Below are 14,450 nucleotides of genomic sequence, written 5' to 3' on the forward strand. Positions count from 1 at the left end.
CTTTTGAATGCGCGCGCGTCGTCCCATAACAAGCGGCCCAACTGCGCTTCCGGCAATGCTCGCTTCATTGAGGAGTGAGAATTCATGGCCGATCTGATTGTCGTCTACTGGCGCGACATCCCTGCCCAAATCATCGTCAAGAAGGGCCGGCAGAACGCCAAGCGCGAACTGCCGCTGCGCTTCACCGAGGCGATCGACATGTGCGCCATGCGCACCGGCGCCGGCGGCACCGACGACTATCTGGCCGAATGGCGCAAGGCCGAGCCTGTTCCGGTCGGCGACGACCTCGAAGCCGAGGTCGAAAAGGCCTTCCAGGACATCGACACGAAATACGACCGTGAGCGGCTGGTCGCTCTGGTCAAGGCAGGCGGCAAAGAAAATGTCTGAAACCCAGCCGGCGGTTACCCAGGCCACTCTGGTCAAGAAGGCAGCGCCAAAATCCGACTACAAGCCGGCCGATGTGTCGCCGCAGCGGCGCGTGCAGCGCTCCTTCGCGGTCAGGCTATGGTCCGTGCGGCACTCGCGCCTGCTCGAATGGTTCTACGCCAGATTCGCCGACATGTTCCTGCTCCTCCACCCCTTGTGGAAGGGTCTTGGCTACGGCCGTGTCGAAGGGCCGGTCAAATTTGTCGAGAAGCGCGTCAAGGGCTTCATGTTCGACTGCCGGATGTGCGGCCAATGCATATTGTCCTCGACCGGAATGTCGTGCCCGATGAACTGCCCCAAGCAATTGCGCAACGGCCCGTGCGGCGGCGTGCGCGCCAATGGCAATTGCGAGGTCGAGCCTGATATGCCCTGCGTCTGGGTCAAGGCCTGGGAAGGCTCGCAGAACATGGTCCACAGCGACAGGATCCTGACCGTGCAGAAGCCGGTCGACCAGTCGCTGCGTGAAACCTCGGCCTGGCTGCGGGTCACCGCACAGGCGGCCGCCGCGCGCGAAGCAGCCGCTGCCGCCAAGAATGGGGCGGCAAACACCGGGGCATCGGCATGATCGGAGGCCAGCGCGACGAGAACCCGGCCGGCATCCATCTGCCGCTCGACCCCCTGCCCGGCCACACTTCGCGCGGCCGGCTGGAACGCGTCCTGAGGCGCGGCGAATTCGCCGTCACGACCGAACTCAACCCGCCCGACAGCGCCGATCCGGAAGACGTCTACAACCGGGCGAAAATCTTCGACGGCTGGGTCGATGCCATCAACGCCGTCGACGCCTCGGGCGCCAACTGCCACATGTCGTCGGTCGGCATCTGCGCACTTTTGACCCGCATGGGCTATGCGCCGATCATGCAGATCGCCTGCCGCGACAAGAACCGCATCGCCATCCAGGGCGACGTGCTGGGCGGGGCTGCGATGGGCGTCGCCAACATGCTGTGCCTGACCGGCGACGGCGTGCAGGCCGGCGACCAGCCCGGCGCCAAGCCGGTGTTCGACCTCGACTGCATGTCGCTCCTGGAAACCTGCCGCATCATGCGCGACAATGGCAAGTTCCTGTCCGGCCGCAAGCTGACGACGCCGCCGCAGCTTTTCCTCGGAGCGGCGATCAACCCGTTCGCGCCGCCGATCGACTTCCGCCCGCATCGGCTGGGCAAGAAGATCGCCGCCGGCGCGCAATTCGTGCAGAGCCAGTATTGTTTCGACGTGCCGATGTTCCGCACCTACATGCAGAAGGTGCGCGACCTCGGCTACACCGAACAGTGCTTCATCCTGGTTGGCGTCGGACCGCTGGCCTCGGCCAAGACAGCCAAATGGATCCGCTCCAACGTGCCGGGCATTCACATCCCCGATTCGGTCATCAAGCGGCTGGAGGGCGCGCAGGACCAGAAGAAGGAAGGCAAGCAGCTCTGCATCGACATCATCAATGAGGTGAAGGAAATCTCCGGCGTCTCCGGCGTCCATGTTATGGCCTATCGCCAGGAGGAATATGTCGCCGAGATCGTCGATGAATCGGGCGTGCTGAAGGGCCGCCAGCCATGGAAACGCGAGACCCGTCGCGACGACCAGATGGTCGCCGACCGGCTCGAGCACATACTGCACGACGACATTACCGAAACGCAGGTGGACATGGTGAAGACCGCGCACTGACGGCGCGGACGACCACCCATTCGCTTGAACGAAACCAGACAACGATATAAAGAAATCTTTATATCACGGCGGAGAGAATTCATGACCCGGACGATCGTCGCCTCGGCGACACGAGAAATCATCATCGGCTTCGACCAGCCGTTCTGCGTGATTGGCGAACGCATCAATCCGACCGGCCGCAAGAAGCTGGCCGCAGAGATGATCGCGGGCAATTTCGAGACGGTCATCAGGGACGCGCTCGAGCAGGCAGCCTGTGGCGCCACCATGCTCGACGTCAATGCCGGCGTCACCTCGGTCAACCCGAACGAGACCGAACCCGGCCTGCTGGTGCAGACGCTGGAGATCGTCCAGGGCCTGGTCGACCTGCCTTTGTCGATCGACTCGTCGGTCACCGCCGCGATCGAGGCCGCACTGAAGGTCGCCAAGGGCCGGCCGCTGGTCAACTCCGTCACCGGCGAGGAAGAAAAGCTCGAAGCCATCCTGCCGCTGGTCAAGAAATACAACGTGCCTGTCGTCGCCATCTCCAACGACGAGACCGGCATTTCGATGGACCCGGACGTGCGCTTTGCCGTCGCCAAGAAGATCGTGCAGCGCTGCGCCGATTTCGGCATTCCCGCGCATGACGTCGTCGTCGACCCCCTGGTGATGCCGATCGGCGCACTCGGCGATGCCGGCCGCCAGGTGTTCGCGCTGCTGCGCCGGTTGCGCGAAGAGCTCAAGGTCAACACCACCTGCGGCCTGTCCAACATCTCCTTCGGCCTGCCGCACCGCCACGGCATCAACGCCGCCTTCATCCCGATGGTGATCGGCGCCGGCATGACGAGCGCCATCATGAACCCGGTGCGCCCGCAGGAAATGGAAGCCGTGCGCGGCGCCAATGTGCTCAACGGCACCGACGAGAACTGCACCAACTGGATCCGCACCTACAAGGACTACAAGCCGGCCGAAGGCGGCCAGGCTGTCGCCGCCCCGACGCAGGTCAATGCGCCGGGCGAAGGCGCCAACAATGGTGGCCGCCGCCGTGGCGGCCGTGAAGCCCGGATGGCTCGGGGATAAGCGCGCAATCGTGGACTGTCCTGCAAACCTCACCGAACCGATCGTGCAGATGATGCCGTCGGGCCGGTGTGCGTTTCGGTCAGGCCATGCCCAAAATGGCGTCGAACAGCACCATTCCCGCCCACGACCCGAAAATGCCGGTCAGCCCGCCGACAATGAAGTCATCGTCGGCGGCCGGCCAGAACCCGTGCAGCAGCAAGGCTCCGACAATCGCACCGACAATACCGGACGCCAGATATTGCGGATTGCGCAGCCATGGGCCGCGCAGCAGGCGCACCATGGTAACAGCAGTGAGTATGGCGGACACGAGGAGATCGGACATGACTGGCCTCTGGACCATCAGACACTCCGCCCATTAGTGAAACGATCCGTTAAACGGCATCGACAATCGTCATCGAGACGCGTGCAAGCATGAATTCACCTGCCAACATCACCGATCCGCTCGTGCTGTTCATGCCGTCGGGCAAGCGCGGGCGGTTTCCGGTCGGCACGCCGGTGCTGGATGCCGCACGCCAGCTCGGCGTCTATGTCGAAAGCGTCTGCGGCGGGCGTGCCACGTGCGGGCGCTGCCAGATCGAAGTGCAGGAAGGCAATTTCGCCAAACACAAGATCATTTCCTCCAACGACCACATCACGCCCAAGGGTGCCAAGGAAGAGCGCTATGAGCGCGTTCGCGGCCTGCCCGAACGGCGCCGCCTCTCCTGCTCGGCGCAGATCCTCGGCGACCTCGTCATCGACGTGCCGCAGGATACCGTCATCAACGCGCAGACCATCCGCAAGGATGCCGACACCAGGGTGATCGCCCGCGATGCGGCGATCCGCATGTGCTATGTCGAAATCGAAGAGCCCGACATGCACAAGCCGCTCGGCGATCTCGACCGCCTCAAGATCGCTTTGATGAAGGACTGGAACCTCAAGAGCCTGGACTTCGATTTTTATCTCTTGCAGCAAGTGCAAGGCATTCTACGCAAAGGCAACTGGACCGCCACCGCCGCCATCTACAAGGATGCCGACTCGGAGACCGCGCGGGTCATCGCTTTGTGGCCAGGTCTCAAGAACGAAGCCTATGGGCTGGCTTGCGATATCGGCTCGACCACCATCGCCATGCATCTGGTGTCGCTGCTGTCGGGCCGCGTCGCCGCCTCCTCCGGCACGTCGAACCCGCAGATCCGCTTCGGCGAGGATCTGATGAGCCGCGTCTCCTATGTGATGATGAATCCCGATGGCCGCGAAGGCATGACGGTCGCCGTGCGCGAGGCGATCTCCGGTCTTGTCGACAAGGTCTGCGCCGAAGGCAACGTCCAGCGCAACGACATCCTGGATTCCGTCTTCGTCGGCAATCCGATCATGCACCATCTGTTCCTCGGCATCGACCCGACCGAACTCGGCGGCGCGCCCTTCGCGCTGGCCGTTTCGGGCGCGGTGCATATCAAGGCATCCGATATCGGCCTGAAGCTCAACCAGGGCGCCCGGCTCTACATGCTGCCTTGCATCGCCGGCCATGTCGGCGCCGATGCGGCGGCGGTGACGCTGTCGGAAGGCCCGCATCGCCAGGATGAGATGATGCTGATCGTCGACGTCGGCACCAATGCCGAGATCGTGCTTGGCAACCGCACGCGCGTCGTCGCCGCCTCCTCACCCACCGGCCCGGCCTTCGAGGGTGCGGAAATCTCCGGCGGCCAGCGCGCCGCCCCCGGTGCCATCGAGCGCGTGCGCATCGACCCCGACACGCTGGAGCCGAAATACCGCGTCATCGGCTCGGAGCTGTGGTCCGACGAGCCGGGTTTCCTCGACAGCGTGCAGGCGACCGGCGTCACCGGCATCTGCGGCTCCGGCATCATCGAGGTCGTGGCCGAGATGTACCTCGCCGGCATCATCTCCGAGGACGGCGTCATCGATGGCGGGCTTGCCGCCCGCTCGCCGCGCGTCACCGCCAGCGGCCGCACCTTCTCCTACGTGCTGAAGGAAGGCGAACCGAAGATCACCATCACCCAGACCGATGTGCGCGCCATCCAGCTCGCCAAGGCAGCGCTTTATGCCGGCACCAAGCTGTTGATGGAAAAGCAGAACACCGACCATGTCGACCGCATCCATTTCGCCGGCGCCTTCGGCTCCTTCATCGATCCGAAATACGCCATGGTGCTGGGCCTGATCCCGGATTGCGATCTCGACAAGGTTTCGGCCGTCGGTAACGCCGCCGGCGCTGGTGCGCGCATGGCGCTGCTCAACCGCGGCTATCGTCGCGAGATCGAGGACACGGTCAGCAAGATCGAGAAGATCGAGACGGCGCTCGAACCAAAATTCCAGGAGCATTTCGTCTACGCCATGGCGCTGCCGAACAAGGTTGATCCGTTCCCGAAACTGTCGGCGGCGGTGAAACTGCCGCCGCGCAAGACGGTCAGCGAGGATGGCGTCGCCGGCGACGCCGCCCCGCGCCGGCGTTCGCGCGAAGGCCACGCGGCCCGGCGCGGCCGGGAATAGAAAGTGCGGCGTTACAACGGATTCAGGTACCCCGCCTTACACCTGTGTTTCAATCTGCGGCAGACGCAAGTCAGACTGCGGCCTGACCTGCGGCAGGCTTTTGGCGCGTGACGGATTTGAGCAAACCGGTCAGCGGTTTTTCAACAATCAGATAGAGCGCCGCGGAAATCGCAATGCTTACAAAGGCAATCGACGCCGGCTGCCAGATTGACGGAACTCCAAACCGCAGCATGATACCGGTCACCACGACAGCCACCAGCACGTGCCAGATGTAGATCGAATACGAGGCATTGCCTAAAAATGTGAGCAAGGCCATGGGCCTGAACGGGCTCGCGCGCTCGGCAAAAACCGCGCCGGCAACGACCAGGGTCGCCGGAATGCCCCAACGCAAGACGCGGGGCATTTCAGGGTCAAGCATCTGGGCCGTCATCAGCAAGAGAAATCCGCCAACAAACAGCGCCAGCGCAGCCGAATATCCTTCATCCACAGCCGCCCGACGACAACACCGGCCGCGAACTCGAGCACGATGGGAGAGGTAAAGGCCCCGGGGTACCCTTGCAGCAGGAAAAAGTTCATCGCGACCATCGCCAGCATCGCGCCGATCAGCGCGCCAAAACGCTGCTTCTTGGCCAGCAAGAGCGACAAGGCGAAAACGATGTAAAACATCATTTCATAGCATAGCGTCCAGCCTTGGATCACCACGGGATGAAGTGACCCGTTCTGCATCATTGGAAAAAACAACAGCGACCCGAAAAAATTAGCAGGGCTCAACACGTGTCCGAAGAGAAACTGCGGCTTGACGAAAATTGCCAGCGCAGTCAGCAACGTAACTATCCAATAAAGTGGCACGATGCGAACAATTCGCTGCCACATGAAGCGCTGTGCAGCGACAGGGCGATCGACCGTCGAGACCCACATGATGAAACCGCTAATTACAAAGAAGATGTCAACACCTGCTGCACCAATCGCGAACGGGCCGTTGAACTGCTCGTTGATATGAAAACAGACTACTGCGGAAGCGGCCAACCCACGAAGATACTGAATACTATGGATTTCATTCACGCTTTTACCCTTTAACGCCCCTCCCACCAAAAATGCTGCACTGCACAATAGCGAATATCTGCCGCCATTTGTCAACTCGGCAAATCTTAAGGTAGAATTTCAGCATTCCTTTTGATCGTTTATCACGCATCCGACGATAGCCCGCCCCGGCGTCGATCAAATGCAATTTCATTTGTATGCAAATGTTTCCGGATCGGCTGATCCGGAAACCGAAACGCTGTTTTCGTGAAATCCGCTGGAAACATGCGCGGCGCATTTAAGCCGCCATAGAAGGCTGGCCGGAAATGTCTTCCTGCCGCAGTGACCTTCCGGAGGAGACCAAAATGTCGATGTTCGAAAGCCTCGGCCGCTATGGTGTGGCCATCAAGATTGCCCACGACAGGAAGAAGTCGATCCGGGCCTTGAACAACCTGCCGGCGCATGTCCAGAAGGACATTGGTTGGCCGGCATCGCCGCCGAACGACCCGCAGGCCGCGCTCATCTCGCTGCTTCTGGGTACGGCGCGCTGATGACATTCGCCGACAAATGCAAGCTGCTCGTCAGGCGTCGGAGCCCACATGCGGCCTCGGCGCCTGGCAACACCCGGCTGCGCGCCGCGCTTCTGCCGCGGCGTTGACCGCCGCAGAAGCACCGAGGCGCGGATCACACCACCGTGTAGACATAGCGTAAAACTTGACATTTTCGGCCACGGCACGATCTTCGCAAGTGAGGGGAATTCTCTTAGTCGGCTGCAGCCGAAGTTCGTGTATCCGCATGCCAAGTTTGAAAAGCCACGTCGTGTCGTTCGTGCTCCGGCACAGCCGCAAGAAGGCGTTTTCCAGCCCGGAAAACCTGCAGCGCTGGATCGCTGCCGCGCGCAAGACCGAGAACCACCAGCCGCCCGCCTCGCTGCATCAGCGTCTCGACATCGAGATGCATACGGTCGATGGCTTTCCCGTCTATGAAATCGCCCCCAAGGCCGGCGAGCAGAAGCGGATTCTCTATCTGCATGGCGGCGCCTATGTCTTTGAAATCACGCCCTATCATTGGCACCTGATCGCCGACATGGCCGACCGGCTGGGCTACGGCATCACCGTGCCGATCTATCCCATCGCCCCCGAACACGATTTCCACGCCATGTTCGGTATGGTCGGCGATGTCTACCGCCAGATGCTCGACGAGACGGAGGCCGAGGATATCGTCTTCATGGGCGATTCCGCCGGCGGCAACATGGCTGTGGTGCTGACCATGATGGCCGCGGAACAGGCCCTGCCCCTGCCGTCGCGCCATGTGCTGATTTCACCCGGCCTCGACATGTCGCTTTCCAACCCCGAAGTGTTCGAGGCCGAACGCCGCGACCCCTGGCTGGGCATTTCGGGCGGGATGGAGGCAGTCCGGCTCTACAGCGCCGGCTTCGATCGCAGCGACTGGCACATCAGCCCGCTCTATGGCGACCTCTCGGTGCTGCCGAAAACGCTGCTCCTAACCGGCTCGCACGACCTCCTCAGTCCTGACAATCTGATCTTCGCGCAAAAGGCGCGCGCCGTCGGCGTCGAGGTCGAGGTCGTCTACGAAGAAGGTATGTTCCATGTCTGGCCACTGATCGACATGCCTGAAGCACGGCGGGCGCGCGACAGCATCGTGACCTTCCTGGTCGGGGAAAAAACCCTTGGTCAAGCCGAGATCGAGGCGATCACCTGGTCGGTCAAGGCTTCATCTAGCGAGCCATTCAAGACCGGATTGGCCAGCACGTAAATTGCTTCCAGTATTTCTTCATCTCGTTCTGGCTGGTAGTCGATATCTTCCCTGCATTCGATCAGGTCTGCCCACGCCTCCACGTCCGCAGCGGTGAGTTCTCCTGCCTGGAACCGTCGGAGCACACTCAAAATATGATCAGTGGTCAGGACGACTACTGGCGTCTCGGACCAACCCAGGTCGCTTACGATTGCAGCCAGAACATCAATCGGCTTCCCGCATGTGATAAGATCGGTGAGCACTGAAACGCGGCTCACAGCAGGCCCATCAGAACTTGCCGGTTTCCCGGAACACTTCGAAGGTCGCGCGGATATGATCGGCGACGGCCTTGACCGGCGCGCTGGCGTCCGGCGCCACCACCATCGCCAGATTGTAGGTGCCGATGTCGGGCATGCCGTCCTTCGGGGAGAGCTCGACCATGTCGTTGCCGAGGAATGACTTCGGTAGCGGCGCCACGGCGAGATCGGACATGATCGCGGCGCGCTGGCCGGCCGTGTGCGCGCTCATATAGGCGATACGGTAGTTGCGGCCTTCGCGGCCAAGCGCGTCAAGTGCGCCGGCCCGCCAGGCGCAGCCCTCTTCCCACAGCGATACCGGCAAGGGTTCGCGCAGATGCGCGCAGCCGCCCTTGGCACCGGCCCAGACGATCGGCTCGGTGAGCAGCACCTCGGCGCCGAGCGCACTGGTCTTGTAGGAGTTGGTCAGGAGCGTGATGTCGAGAGCCCGGTCGTCCATGCGCCGGCGCAGATTGCTGCTCTGGTCGATGGTGACATCGACGGCGATCGACGGATGCGATTGCGCAAAACGCTTCAGCACATGCGGCAGCACACGCTCGCCATAGTCGTCTGGCGAGCCGAGCCGGACAACGCCGACAATCTCGGGAATGATGAACTTCGACACCACCTCGCGGTTGATCGACAGCAGCCTGCGGGCATAGCCGAGCAGCATTTCGCCATCCGTGGTCAGCGACACCGAGCGGGCATCGCGCGCGAACACCGAGCGGCCGAGAATATCCTCCAGCTTCTTGATCTGCATGGAGACGGCCGACGGCGTGCGGAACACAGCATTGGCGGCGGTGGTGAAGCTGCCGGTCTCGGCAATCGCCACGAAAGTGCGCAAAACGTCGAGATCGAGCAGTGGCAGTGGATGGTTGAGCGGGGCGTTCATGGGAAGTGACCTTCAATTTTTCTGATACAAAGCATCATCCCATTTCGTTTGATTGAACATCAGATTGGGAGGATAGTCAACACCATCGAGGCAGGACGCATTGGAAGTGGCCCCGAAACGGCCACGAGACAAACCTGCAATCGACATGAGATGGGGTTGAAACACGCAGCGTGCAACGCCTCACATCCAGGGTCGGACTGTTCCGGCCCAGCATCAAAGGAGAATGAAATGTCTATCCTGTCGTCCATCGGTCGGATCGCGACCGAATTCAGCGCGGCCCGCGCCCGCTACCAGACCGAACGCGCCATCCACTCCCTGCCGATCGAATTGCAGAAGGATATCGGCTGGCCTGAAGCTGCAGACACCAAGACCGGTCTTCGCAATGGCGTCGGATCCTGGGCTGGAGCAAAGTAGATCGTGTGTATCAAGTGCTGAAGGCCTGCCGCGCAGCCCACCCGGCAGGCCTTCTCTGTTTTATTTGTATTCAAATGAGTTTTGAAGCCATGCCGCCGGCGCATGACGCATATGAGCAAGCCGCATAGCGACCCAATTTCCCGATTAGTGCCTTGTAAACAATCGTAAATTTCGGGCATCCTGCCCAAAATTGTCGCAATCGGTGTCGCATTTCATATCAAGCGCTTCGCTTTTGCGATTTAGTTTTACGCAGCACAAGCCTATATCAGCGGCAGCAAACGAGCTGCCCCACTCCATCAAGCGAAGGCGACCCGTCTGAGCAACCGAATGGAGATGATCATGAAGCTTTTTGCCCGCCTCTTCGCCCGCCGCGAAATGAACCTGACCACAGCTCTCGAGCGTCAGCGCCTCGCCAACACCATGCCCGGCCAGACCGGCGCGATGGCTGCGGCGCGCCTCGGCTTCGTCGCCTGAACTTTTTTCCAGGCAACGCTTCCCTGCCGCTGCTTTTAAAACTGTAACGCCGCCTGGCTCCAGCCAAGGCGGCGTTTTTGTTCTGCCGCAGGTCGCATGTTTGCACGGCCCCTGAACAGCTGGTCGCCGCTTCCAGGGCTCACTGCACGCCGATTGCCCATTTGCGACCCATGTCGCAAATTTATTCGTGACCTGGCGGCGTAGCCGATTGACAGACATGGTTTTTCCTGATGTCGCTATGCTATTCGCGACATCCTGTTCGCGCCATGGCTGCGTGAGGTTCCCTTGAACGCCGTAAAGCATCCGATCAAGCGATCGTTTGTATTCTTCCTTGTTCCCGATTTCACCATGATCGCTTTTGCGACCGCGCTCGACCCGCTGCGCTCGGCCAACCGCATGCTTGGCTATGAGGCCTATCGCTGGCGTCTCGCCAGCATCGACGGCAAGCCGGTGCGCGCCTCGAACGGGGTCGAATGCGCGGTCAACACCTCGCTGGAGGAAGAGCGCAAGAAGATGGCAGGCCCTGACCGGCCGAACATGGCCATCGTCTGCAGCGGCATCAATGTCGAGCGCTATCAGAACAAGTCGGCCTTCGCCTGGCTGCGCGAGGAGTACAATCGCGGCGTCGCCGTCGGCGGCCTGTGCACTGGCGCGCATATCCTTGCTGCCGCCGGCCTTCTGTCCAACAAGCGCTGCGCCATCCACTGGGAGAACCTGCCGGGCTTTTCCGAGGCATTCCCGAAGGCCAATGTCTTTGCCGACCTCTTCGAAATCGACCAGAACATCTACACCTGCGCCGGCGGCACCGCCGCACTCGACATGATGCTGAAGCTGATCGGCGACGATTTCGACGATAACCTCGTCAACCGTGTCTGCGAGCAGGTGCTGACCGACCGCGTGCGCAGCCCGACCGACCGCCAGCGCCTGCCGCTGCGCGCCCGCCTCGGCGTCCAGAACTCGAAGGTGCTGACCATCATCGAGCTGATGGAGGCAAACCTGTCCGAGCCGCTGTCGCTGATCGAGATCGCCGACCATGTCGACCTGTCGCGCCGCCAGATCGAGCGGCTGTTCCGCACCGAGATGGGGCGCTCCCCTGCCCGCTACTATCTCGAAATCCGGCTCGACCGCGCCCGGCACCTGCTGATCCAGTCGTCGATGCCGGTGGTCGAGGTGGCGGTCGCCTGCGGTTTCGTCTCGGCCTCGCATTTCTCCAAATGCTACCGCGAACTCTACGCCCGCTCGCCGCAACAGGAGCGCGTCGACCGCAAGCAGTTGCTGGCGGCCTGAGCCGGCACATCAAAATAGCCTAGGCCGGCTGCGTCTGCACCGTCCGCATCGCCTCGACGCGGATATCCTCGGTCAGCCGCGCCTTCAGCGCCGAGAATTCCGGGCTGGTCTTCAGCGTGTAATGGCGCGGATGCGGCAGGTCGATGGCGACATCCGACTTGATGCGGCCGGGCCGCGCCGTCATCACGATGACGCGCGAGGCCATGAAGATGGCCTCCTCGATGTCGTGGGTGACGAACAGCACCGTTTTCTTGCGACGCTCCCAGATGCCAAGCAACAGCTCCTGCATCAAACCGCGCGTCTGGTTGTCGAGCGCGCCGAACGGCTCGTCGAGCAACAGGATCTCGGGATCGTTGGCCAGCGCCCGGGCGATCGCCGTGCGCTGTTGCATGCCGCCGGAAAGCTGCTTCGGCCAATGGTTCTCGAACCCTTTCAGGCCGACGAGGTCGACATAGGAAGCGACAATCCCGTCCCGCTCCTTTTCGGCCATGCCGCGCTCACGCAGGCCGAAGGCGATGTTCTCAGCCACCGTCAGCCAGGGAAACAGCGTATAGGACTGGAAGACCATGCCGCGATCCGGCCCCGGCCGGGTCACCGCCTTGCCATCGAGCAGCACCCGGCCTTCGCTTGGTGCTTCCAGGCCGGCGACAATTCTGAGCAGTGTCGACTTTCCGCAGCCCGATGGACCGAGGATGGTAATGAAGTCGTTGGCGGCGACCGCCAGGTCGACCGGCATCAGCGCCTTGACCGGCTCTCCGCCACGCACGCCGGCGAAAGTGCGCGAGACGCCCTCGATGAGAAGCTTGCTCACGCCAGGCTCCACGGAAAGAGCCAGCGGTTGAAGGCCTTGAAAGCGAAATCGGACAACAGTCCGATCAGCCCGATGACAATGATGCCGAAGATGATCTGCCCCGTCGCCAGCCGCGACTGGCTGTTGATTATCATGTAGCCGATGCCGGAGGACGAGCCGATCAGCTCGGCGACGATGACATAGGTCCAGGCCCAGCCAAGCACCAGCCGCAGCGTCTCGGCGATCTCCGGCGCATTGGCCGGCATGATCACGCGGCTGACGATGCCGTTGTTGGTGGAGCCCAGCGTATAGGCCGCCTCGACCAGGTCGCGCCGTGTGCTGCCGACCTTGACCGCGATGATGAGGATGATCTGGAACACCGAGCCGACGAAAATGACGAGCAGTTTTTCCAGCTCGCCGATGCCGGCCCACAGGATGAGCAGCGGGATGAAAGCCGAGGCCGGCAGGTAACGGGCGAAGGAGACGAATGGCTCCAGAAACGCCTCCACCGGCTTCCAGGCGCCCATCGCGATGCCGAGCGGCACCGCGACGACCGAGGCCAGCAGGAAGCCGCCGAAGACGCGCCATATGGTGATCAATATGTCGAGCCAGAAACGATCCTCGACCAGCAGCCGCCAGCCATCTCGGAGCATCGACAGCGGATCGGCGAGGAAGATTCGGTTGACGTGCCCACCAAGCGTGATCCACGCCCAGAAGGCAACGAACAGCACGAAGAAGGAAATGCCGAGCACGGTTCGGATGCCCGGCGAGACTGGATGCAAGGGGCGCATCTTCAAATCGTCCCCATCTTCAAATCGTCATTTGTCCAGGAGAAAACGGCGGCGCCAGGCGCCGCCGCGTGATGGCCAAAGGCCGGACTGTCAGTTCGACACCGCGCTGGTATCGGCCAGCGTGCTGACGTCGGGCGCTTCCTTGATCAGCCCCATCTGCAGCAGCAGATCGCCGGCGGTCTTGGAAAAGTCCTGGAATTCCTTAGTGAAGAACTGCTTGTTGTCGGCCTTGTCGGCCCATTTCAGGTACTTCGCCGAATCCTCGAACTCCTTGGCCGACTGCTTCACGTCCGCGCCCATGATCTCGTAGGATTTCTGCGGATCGTTCTTGATCAGGTCGAGCGCTTCGAAATAGCTGTCGGCAAGTGCCTTGGCGGCATCGGGATTGGCCTTGAGGAATTCGGGCGTGCAGCCGACCGTGTCGAGCACCATCGGATAGTCGAGCGTCGTCGCCAGGATATGGCCCTGGTCGGACTTGTCGCGCACCGCCGAGATGAACGGCTCATAGGTGACGGCGGCATCGTTCTGGCCGGCGAGGAAGGCTTGTGCCGCCGCATCCGGCTCCAAATTGACGACGGTCACATCCTTGGTCGACAAGCCGTTCTTGTTCAGCACCCAGGCGAGCATGAAATAGGGCGACGTGCCCGGTGCCGAGGACGCGACATTCTTGCCCTTGAGATCGGCGACGGTCTTGATGTCGTTGCGCGCGACGATGCCGTCGGCGCCATAGGATTTGTCGAGCTGGAAGATCTGCTTGGTGGTGACGCCGCTGGCGTTCCACACCAGCCAGGTCTCGACCGTGGTAGCGGCGCATTGCAGGTCGCCGCTGGCGATGGCGAGCGGCCGGCTTGCTTGCGGCACCTTCTTCAAGATCACGTCGAGGCCGTGCTTCTCGAAAATACCTGCCTGCTTGGCAAGCGTCAGCGGTGCGAAGCCCGTCCAGCCGCTGATACCGATGGTGACCGAGGTGGCGGCCATCGCCGGTGCGGACAAGCCGGCGGCAAGTGTCAATGTTGCGGCAAGAACGGCGATCCTGGTCATGTCAGTTCCCCTTTTGTTTTCTCTGAGGAAATTGTCTCACAGACGCCAATCGGCTTGTCAATGAACAGGATGGT

Annotated in this window: 16 protein-coding genes and 1 pseudogene; 10 read left to right on the top strand and 7 right to left on the bottom strand. The window is 61.8% G+C overall.

Features of this window, described 5'->3' with window-relative positions; all coding sequences use genetic code 11:
* Positions 1-84 precede the first annotated feature (84 nt).
* The 4 genes from ACFFNA_RS01400 (at position 85) to ACFFNA_RS01415 (ending at position 3,135) form a co-directional block, all read left to right on the top strand.
* On the top strand, positions 85-387 hold the full coding sequence (locus ACFFNA_RS01400) for a virulence factor (protein ID WP_111547490.1): 303 nt from the start codon (positions 85-87) through the stop codon (positions 385-387).
* A complete protein-coding gene (locus ACFFNA_RS01405; protein ID WP_111547491.1) occupies positions 380-991 on the top strand; it encodes a methylenetetrahydrofolate reductase C-terminal domain-containing protein in 612 nt (203 codons plus the stop codon). The genes ACFFNA_RS01400 and ACFFNA_RS01405 overlap by 8 nt, the downstream gene beginning before the upstream one ends.
* A complete protein-coding gene (locus ACFFNA_RS01410; RefSeq protein ID WP_378915030.1) occupies positions 988-2,079 on the top strand; it encodes a methylenetetrahydrofolate reductase in 1,092 nt (363 codons plus the stop codon). Before ACFFNA_RS01405 ends, ACFFNA_RS01410 begins: the two co-directional genes overlap by 4 nt.
* Positions 2,080-2,160: 81 nt before the next feature.
* A complete protein-coding gene (locus ACFFNA_RS01415) occupies positions 2,161-3,135 on the top strand; it encodes a methyltetrahydrofolate cobalamin methyltransferase (protein ID WP_111547493.1) in 975 nt (324 codons plus the stop codon).
* Positions 3,136-3,214: 79 nt separating this feature from the next.
* On the opposite strand, the gene ACFFNA_RS01420 is transcribed toward ACFFNA_RS01415, so the two are convergent.
* Positions 3,215-3,457, bottom strand: coding sequence for a hypothetical protein (locus ACFFNA_RS01420; RefSeq protein ID WP_378915032.1), 243 nt, complete (start codon positions 3,455-3,457; stop codon positions 3,215-3,217).
* Positions 3,458-3,546: 89 nt separating this feature from the next.
* Between ACFFNA_RS01420 and ACFFNA_RS01425 the strand changes: the two genes are divergently transcribed.
* Positions 3,547-5,616, top strand: coding sequence for an ASKHA domain-containing protein (locus tag ACFFNA_RS01425; RefSeq protein WP_378915034.1), 2,070 nt, complete (start codon positions 3,547-3,549; stop codon positions 5,614-5,616).
* A gap of 70 nt (positions 5,617-5,686) precedes the next feature.
* Here the strand turns inward: ACFFNA_RS01425 and ACFFNA_RS01430 are convergent.
* A pseudogene (locus tag ACFFNA_RS01430) lies at positions 5,687-6,705 on the bottom strand (acyltransferase family protein).
* 296 nt (positions 6,706-7,001) lie between these two features.
* On the opposite strand from ACFFNA_RS01430, the gene ACFFNA_RS01435 reads away from it, so the two are divergent.
* Both ACFFNA_RS01435 and ACFFNA_RS01440 read left to right on the top strand, forming a co-directional pair.
* Positions 7,002-7,187: a hypothetical protein gene (locus ACFFNA_RS01435; protein WP_111547664.1), complete on the top strand. Its 186-nt coding sequence runs from the start codon at positions 7,002-7,004 to the stop codon at positions 7,185-7,187.
* A gap of 244 nt (positions 7,188-7,431) precedes the next feature.
* The gene (locus ACFFNA_RS01440; RefSeq protein ID WP_111547497.1) at positions 7,432-8,412 is read left to right on the top strand and encodes an alpha/beta hydrolase fold domain-containing protein; all 981 of its coding nucleotides are present in this window, start codon (positions 7,432-7,434) and stop codon (positions 8,410-8,412) included.
* Here the strand turns inward: ACFFNA_RS01440 and ACFFNA_RS01445 are convergent.
* Together ACFFNA_RS01445 and ACFFNA_RS01450 are read right to left on the bottom strand one after the other, a co-directional pair.
* A complete protein-coding gene (locus ACFFNA_RS01445) occupies positions 8,331-8,654 on the bottom strand; it encodes a hypothetical protein (protein WP_146606173.1) in 324 nt (107 codons plus the stop codon). The genes ACFFNA_RS01440 and ACFFNA_RS01445 overlap by 82 nt on opposite strands.
* A 25-nt stretch (positions 8,655-8,679) precedes the next feature.
* Complete coding sequence (locus ACFFNA_RS01450; RefSeq protein ID WP_111547498.1) at positions 8,680-9,579, bottom strand: LysR substrate-binding domain-containing protein; 900 nt, start codon at positions 9,577-9,579, stop codon at positions 8,680-8,682.
* Positions 9,580-9,807: 228 nt separating this feature from the next.
* Between ACFFNA_RS01450 and ACFFNA_RS01455 the strand changes: the two genes are divergently transcribed.
* The 3 genes from ACFFNA_RS01455 (at position 9,808) to ACFFNA_RS01465 (ending at position 11,754) form a co-directional block, all read left to right on the top strand.
* Positions 9,808-9,993, top strand: coding sequence for a hypothetical protein (locus tag ACFFNA_RS01455; RefSeq protein WP_378915037.1), 186 nt, complete (start codon positions 9,808-9,810; stop codon positions 9,991-9,993).
* 339 nt (positions 9,994-10,332) lie between these two features.
* Positions 10,333-10,467, top strand: coding sequence for a hypothetical protein (locus ACFFNA_RS01460; RefSeq protein ID WP_013894968.1), 135 nt, complete (start codon positions 10,333-10,335; stop codon positions 10,465-10,467).
* A 348-nt stretch (positions 10,468-10,815) separates the two neighbouring features.
* Positions 10,816-11,754 (top strand): GlxA family transcriptional regulator, encoded by a 939-nt coding sequence (locus ACFFNA_RS01465; RefSeq protein ID WP_378915622.1) that lies wholly within the window; start codon positions 10,816-10,818, stop codon positions 11,752-11,754.
* A gap of 19 nt (positions 11,755-11,773) precedes the next feature.
* Here the strand turns inward: ACFFNA_RS01465 and ACFFNA_RS01470 are convergent, their stop codons facing one another.
* From ACFFNA_RS01470 to ACFFNA_RS01480, 3 genes are all read right to left on the bottom strand, one after another.
* The gene (locus ACFFNA_RS01470; protein ID WP_378915040.1) at positions 11,774-12,565 is read right to left on the bottom strand and encodes an ABC transporter ATP-binding protein; all 792 of its coding nucleotides are present in this window, start codon (positions 12,563-12,565) and stop codon (positions 11,774-11,776) included.
* The gene (locus ACFFNA_RS01475) at positions 12,562-13,335 is read right to left on the bottom strand and encodes an ABC transporter permease (RefSeq protein WP_095087985.1); all 774 of its coding nucleotides are present in this window, start codon (positions 13,333-13,335) and stop codon (positions 12,562-12,564) included. The genes ACFFNA_RS01470 and ACFFNA_RS01475 overlap by 4 nt, the downstream gene beginning before the upstream one ends.
* A 90-nt stretch (positions 13,336-13,425) precedes the next feature.
* Positions 13,426-14,376, bottom strand: coding sequence for an ABC transporter substrate-binding protein (locus tag ACFFNA_RS01480; protein ID WP_378915042.1), 951 nt, complete (start codon positions 14,374-14,376; stop codon positions 13,426-13,428).
* Between the last annotated feature and the right edge of the window lie 74 nt (positions 14,377-14,450).

This window comes from Mesorhizobium kowhaii, from assembly GCF_042431665.1.
GTDB lineage: Bacteria > Pseudomonadota > Alphaproteobacteria > Rhizobiales > Rhizobiaceae > Mesorhizobium > Mesorhizobium kowhaii.

Bases quoted from the DNA above. Each gene is read 5' to 3' on its own strand.
- ACFFNA_RS01480 (WP_378915042.1), bottom strand. From the start codon at position 14,376: ATGACCAGGATCGCCGTTCTTGCCGCAACATTGACACTTGCCGCCGGC.
- ACFFNA_RS01450 (WP_111547498.1), bottom strand. From the start codon at position 9,579: ATGAACGCCCCGCTCAACCATCCACTGCCACTGCTCGATCTCGACGTT.
- ACFFNA_RS01400 (WP_111547490.1), top strand. From the start codon at position 85: ATGGCCGATCTGATTGTCGTCTACTGGCGCGACATCCCTGCCCAAATC.
- ACFFNA_RS01460 (WP_013894968.1), top strand. From the start codon at position 10,333: ATGAAGCTTTTTGCCCGCCTCTTCGCCCGCCGCGAAATGAACCTGACC.
- ACFFNA_RS01475 (WP_095087985.1), bottom strand. From the start codon at position 13,335: ATGCGCCCCTTGCATCCAGTCTCGCCGGGCATCCGAACCGTGCTCGGC.
- ACFFNA_RS01425 (WP_378915034.1), top strand. From the start codon at position 3,547: ATGAATTCACCTGCCAACATCACCGATCCGCTCGTGCTGTTCATGCCG.
- ACFFNA_RS01435 (WP_111547664.1), top strand. From the start codon at position 7,002: ATGTCGATGTTCGAAAGCCTCGGCCGCTATGGTGTGGCCATCAAGATT.
- ACFFNA_RS01420 (WP_378915032.1), bottom strand. From the start codon at position 3,457: ATGTCCGATCTCCTCGTGTCCGCCATACTCACTGCTGTTACCATGGTG.
- ACFFNA_RS01455 (WP_378915037.1), top strand. From the start codon at position 9,808: ATGTCTATCCTGTCGTCCATCGGTCGGATCGCGACCGAATTCAGCGCG.
- ACFFNA_RS01410 (WP_378915030.1), top strand. From the start codon at position 988: ATGATCGGAGGCCAGCGCGACGAGAACCCGGCCGGCATCCATCTGCCG.
- ACFFNA_RS01440 (WP_111547497.1), top strand. From the start codon at position 7,432: ATGCCAAGTTTGAAAAGCCACGTCGTGTCGTTCGTGCTCCGGCACAGC.
- ACFFNA_RS01415 (WP_111547493.1), top strand. From the start codon at position 2,161: ATGACCCGGACGATCGTCGCCTCGGCGACACGAGAAATCATCATCGGC.
- ACFFNA_RS01465 (WP_378915622.1), top strand. From the start codon at position 10,816: ATGATCGCTTTTGCGACCGCGCTCGACCCGCTGCGCTCGGCCAACCGC.
- ACFFNA_RS01405 (WP_111547491.1), top strand. From the start codon at position 380: ATGTCTGAAACCCAGCCGGCGGTTACCCAGGCCACTCTGGTCAAGAAG.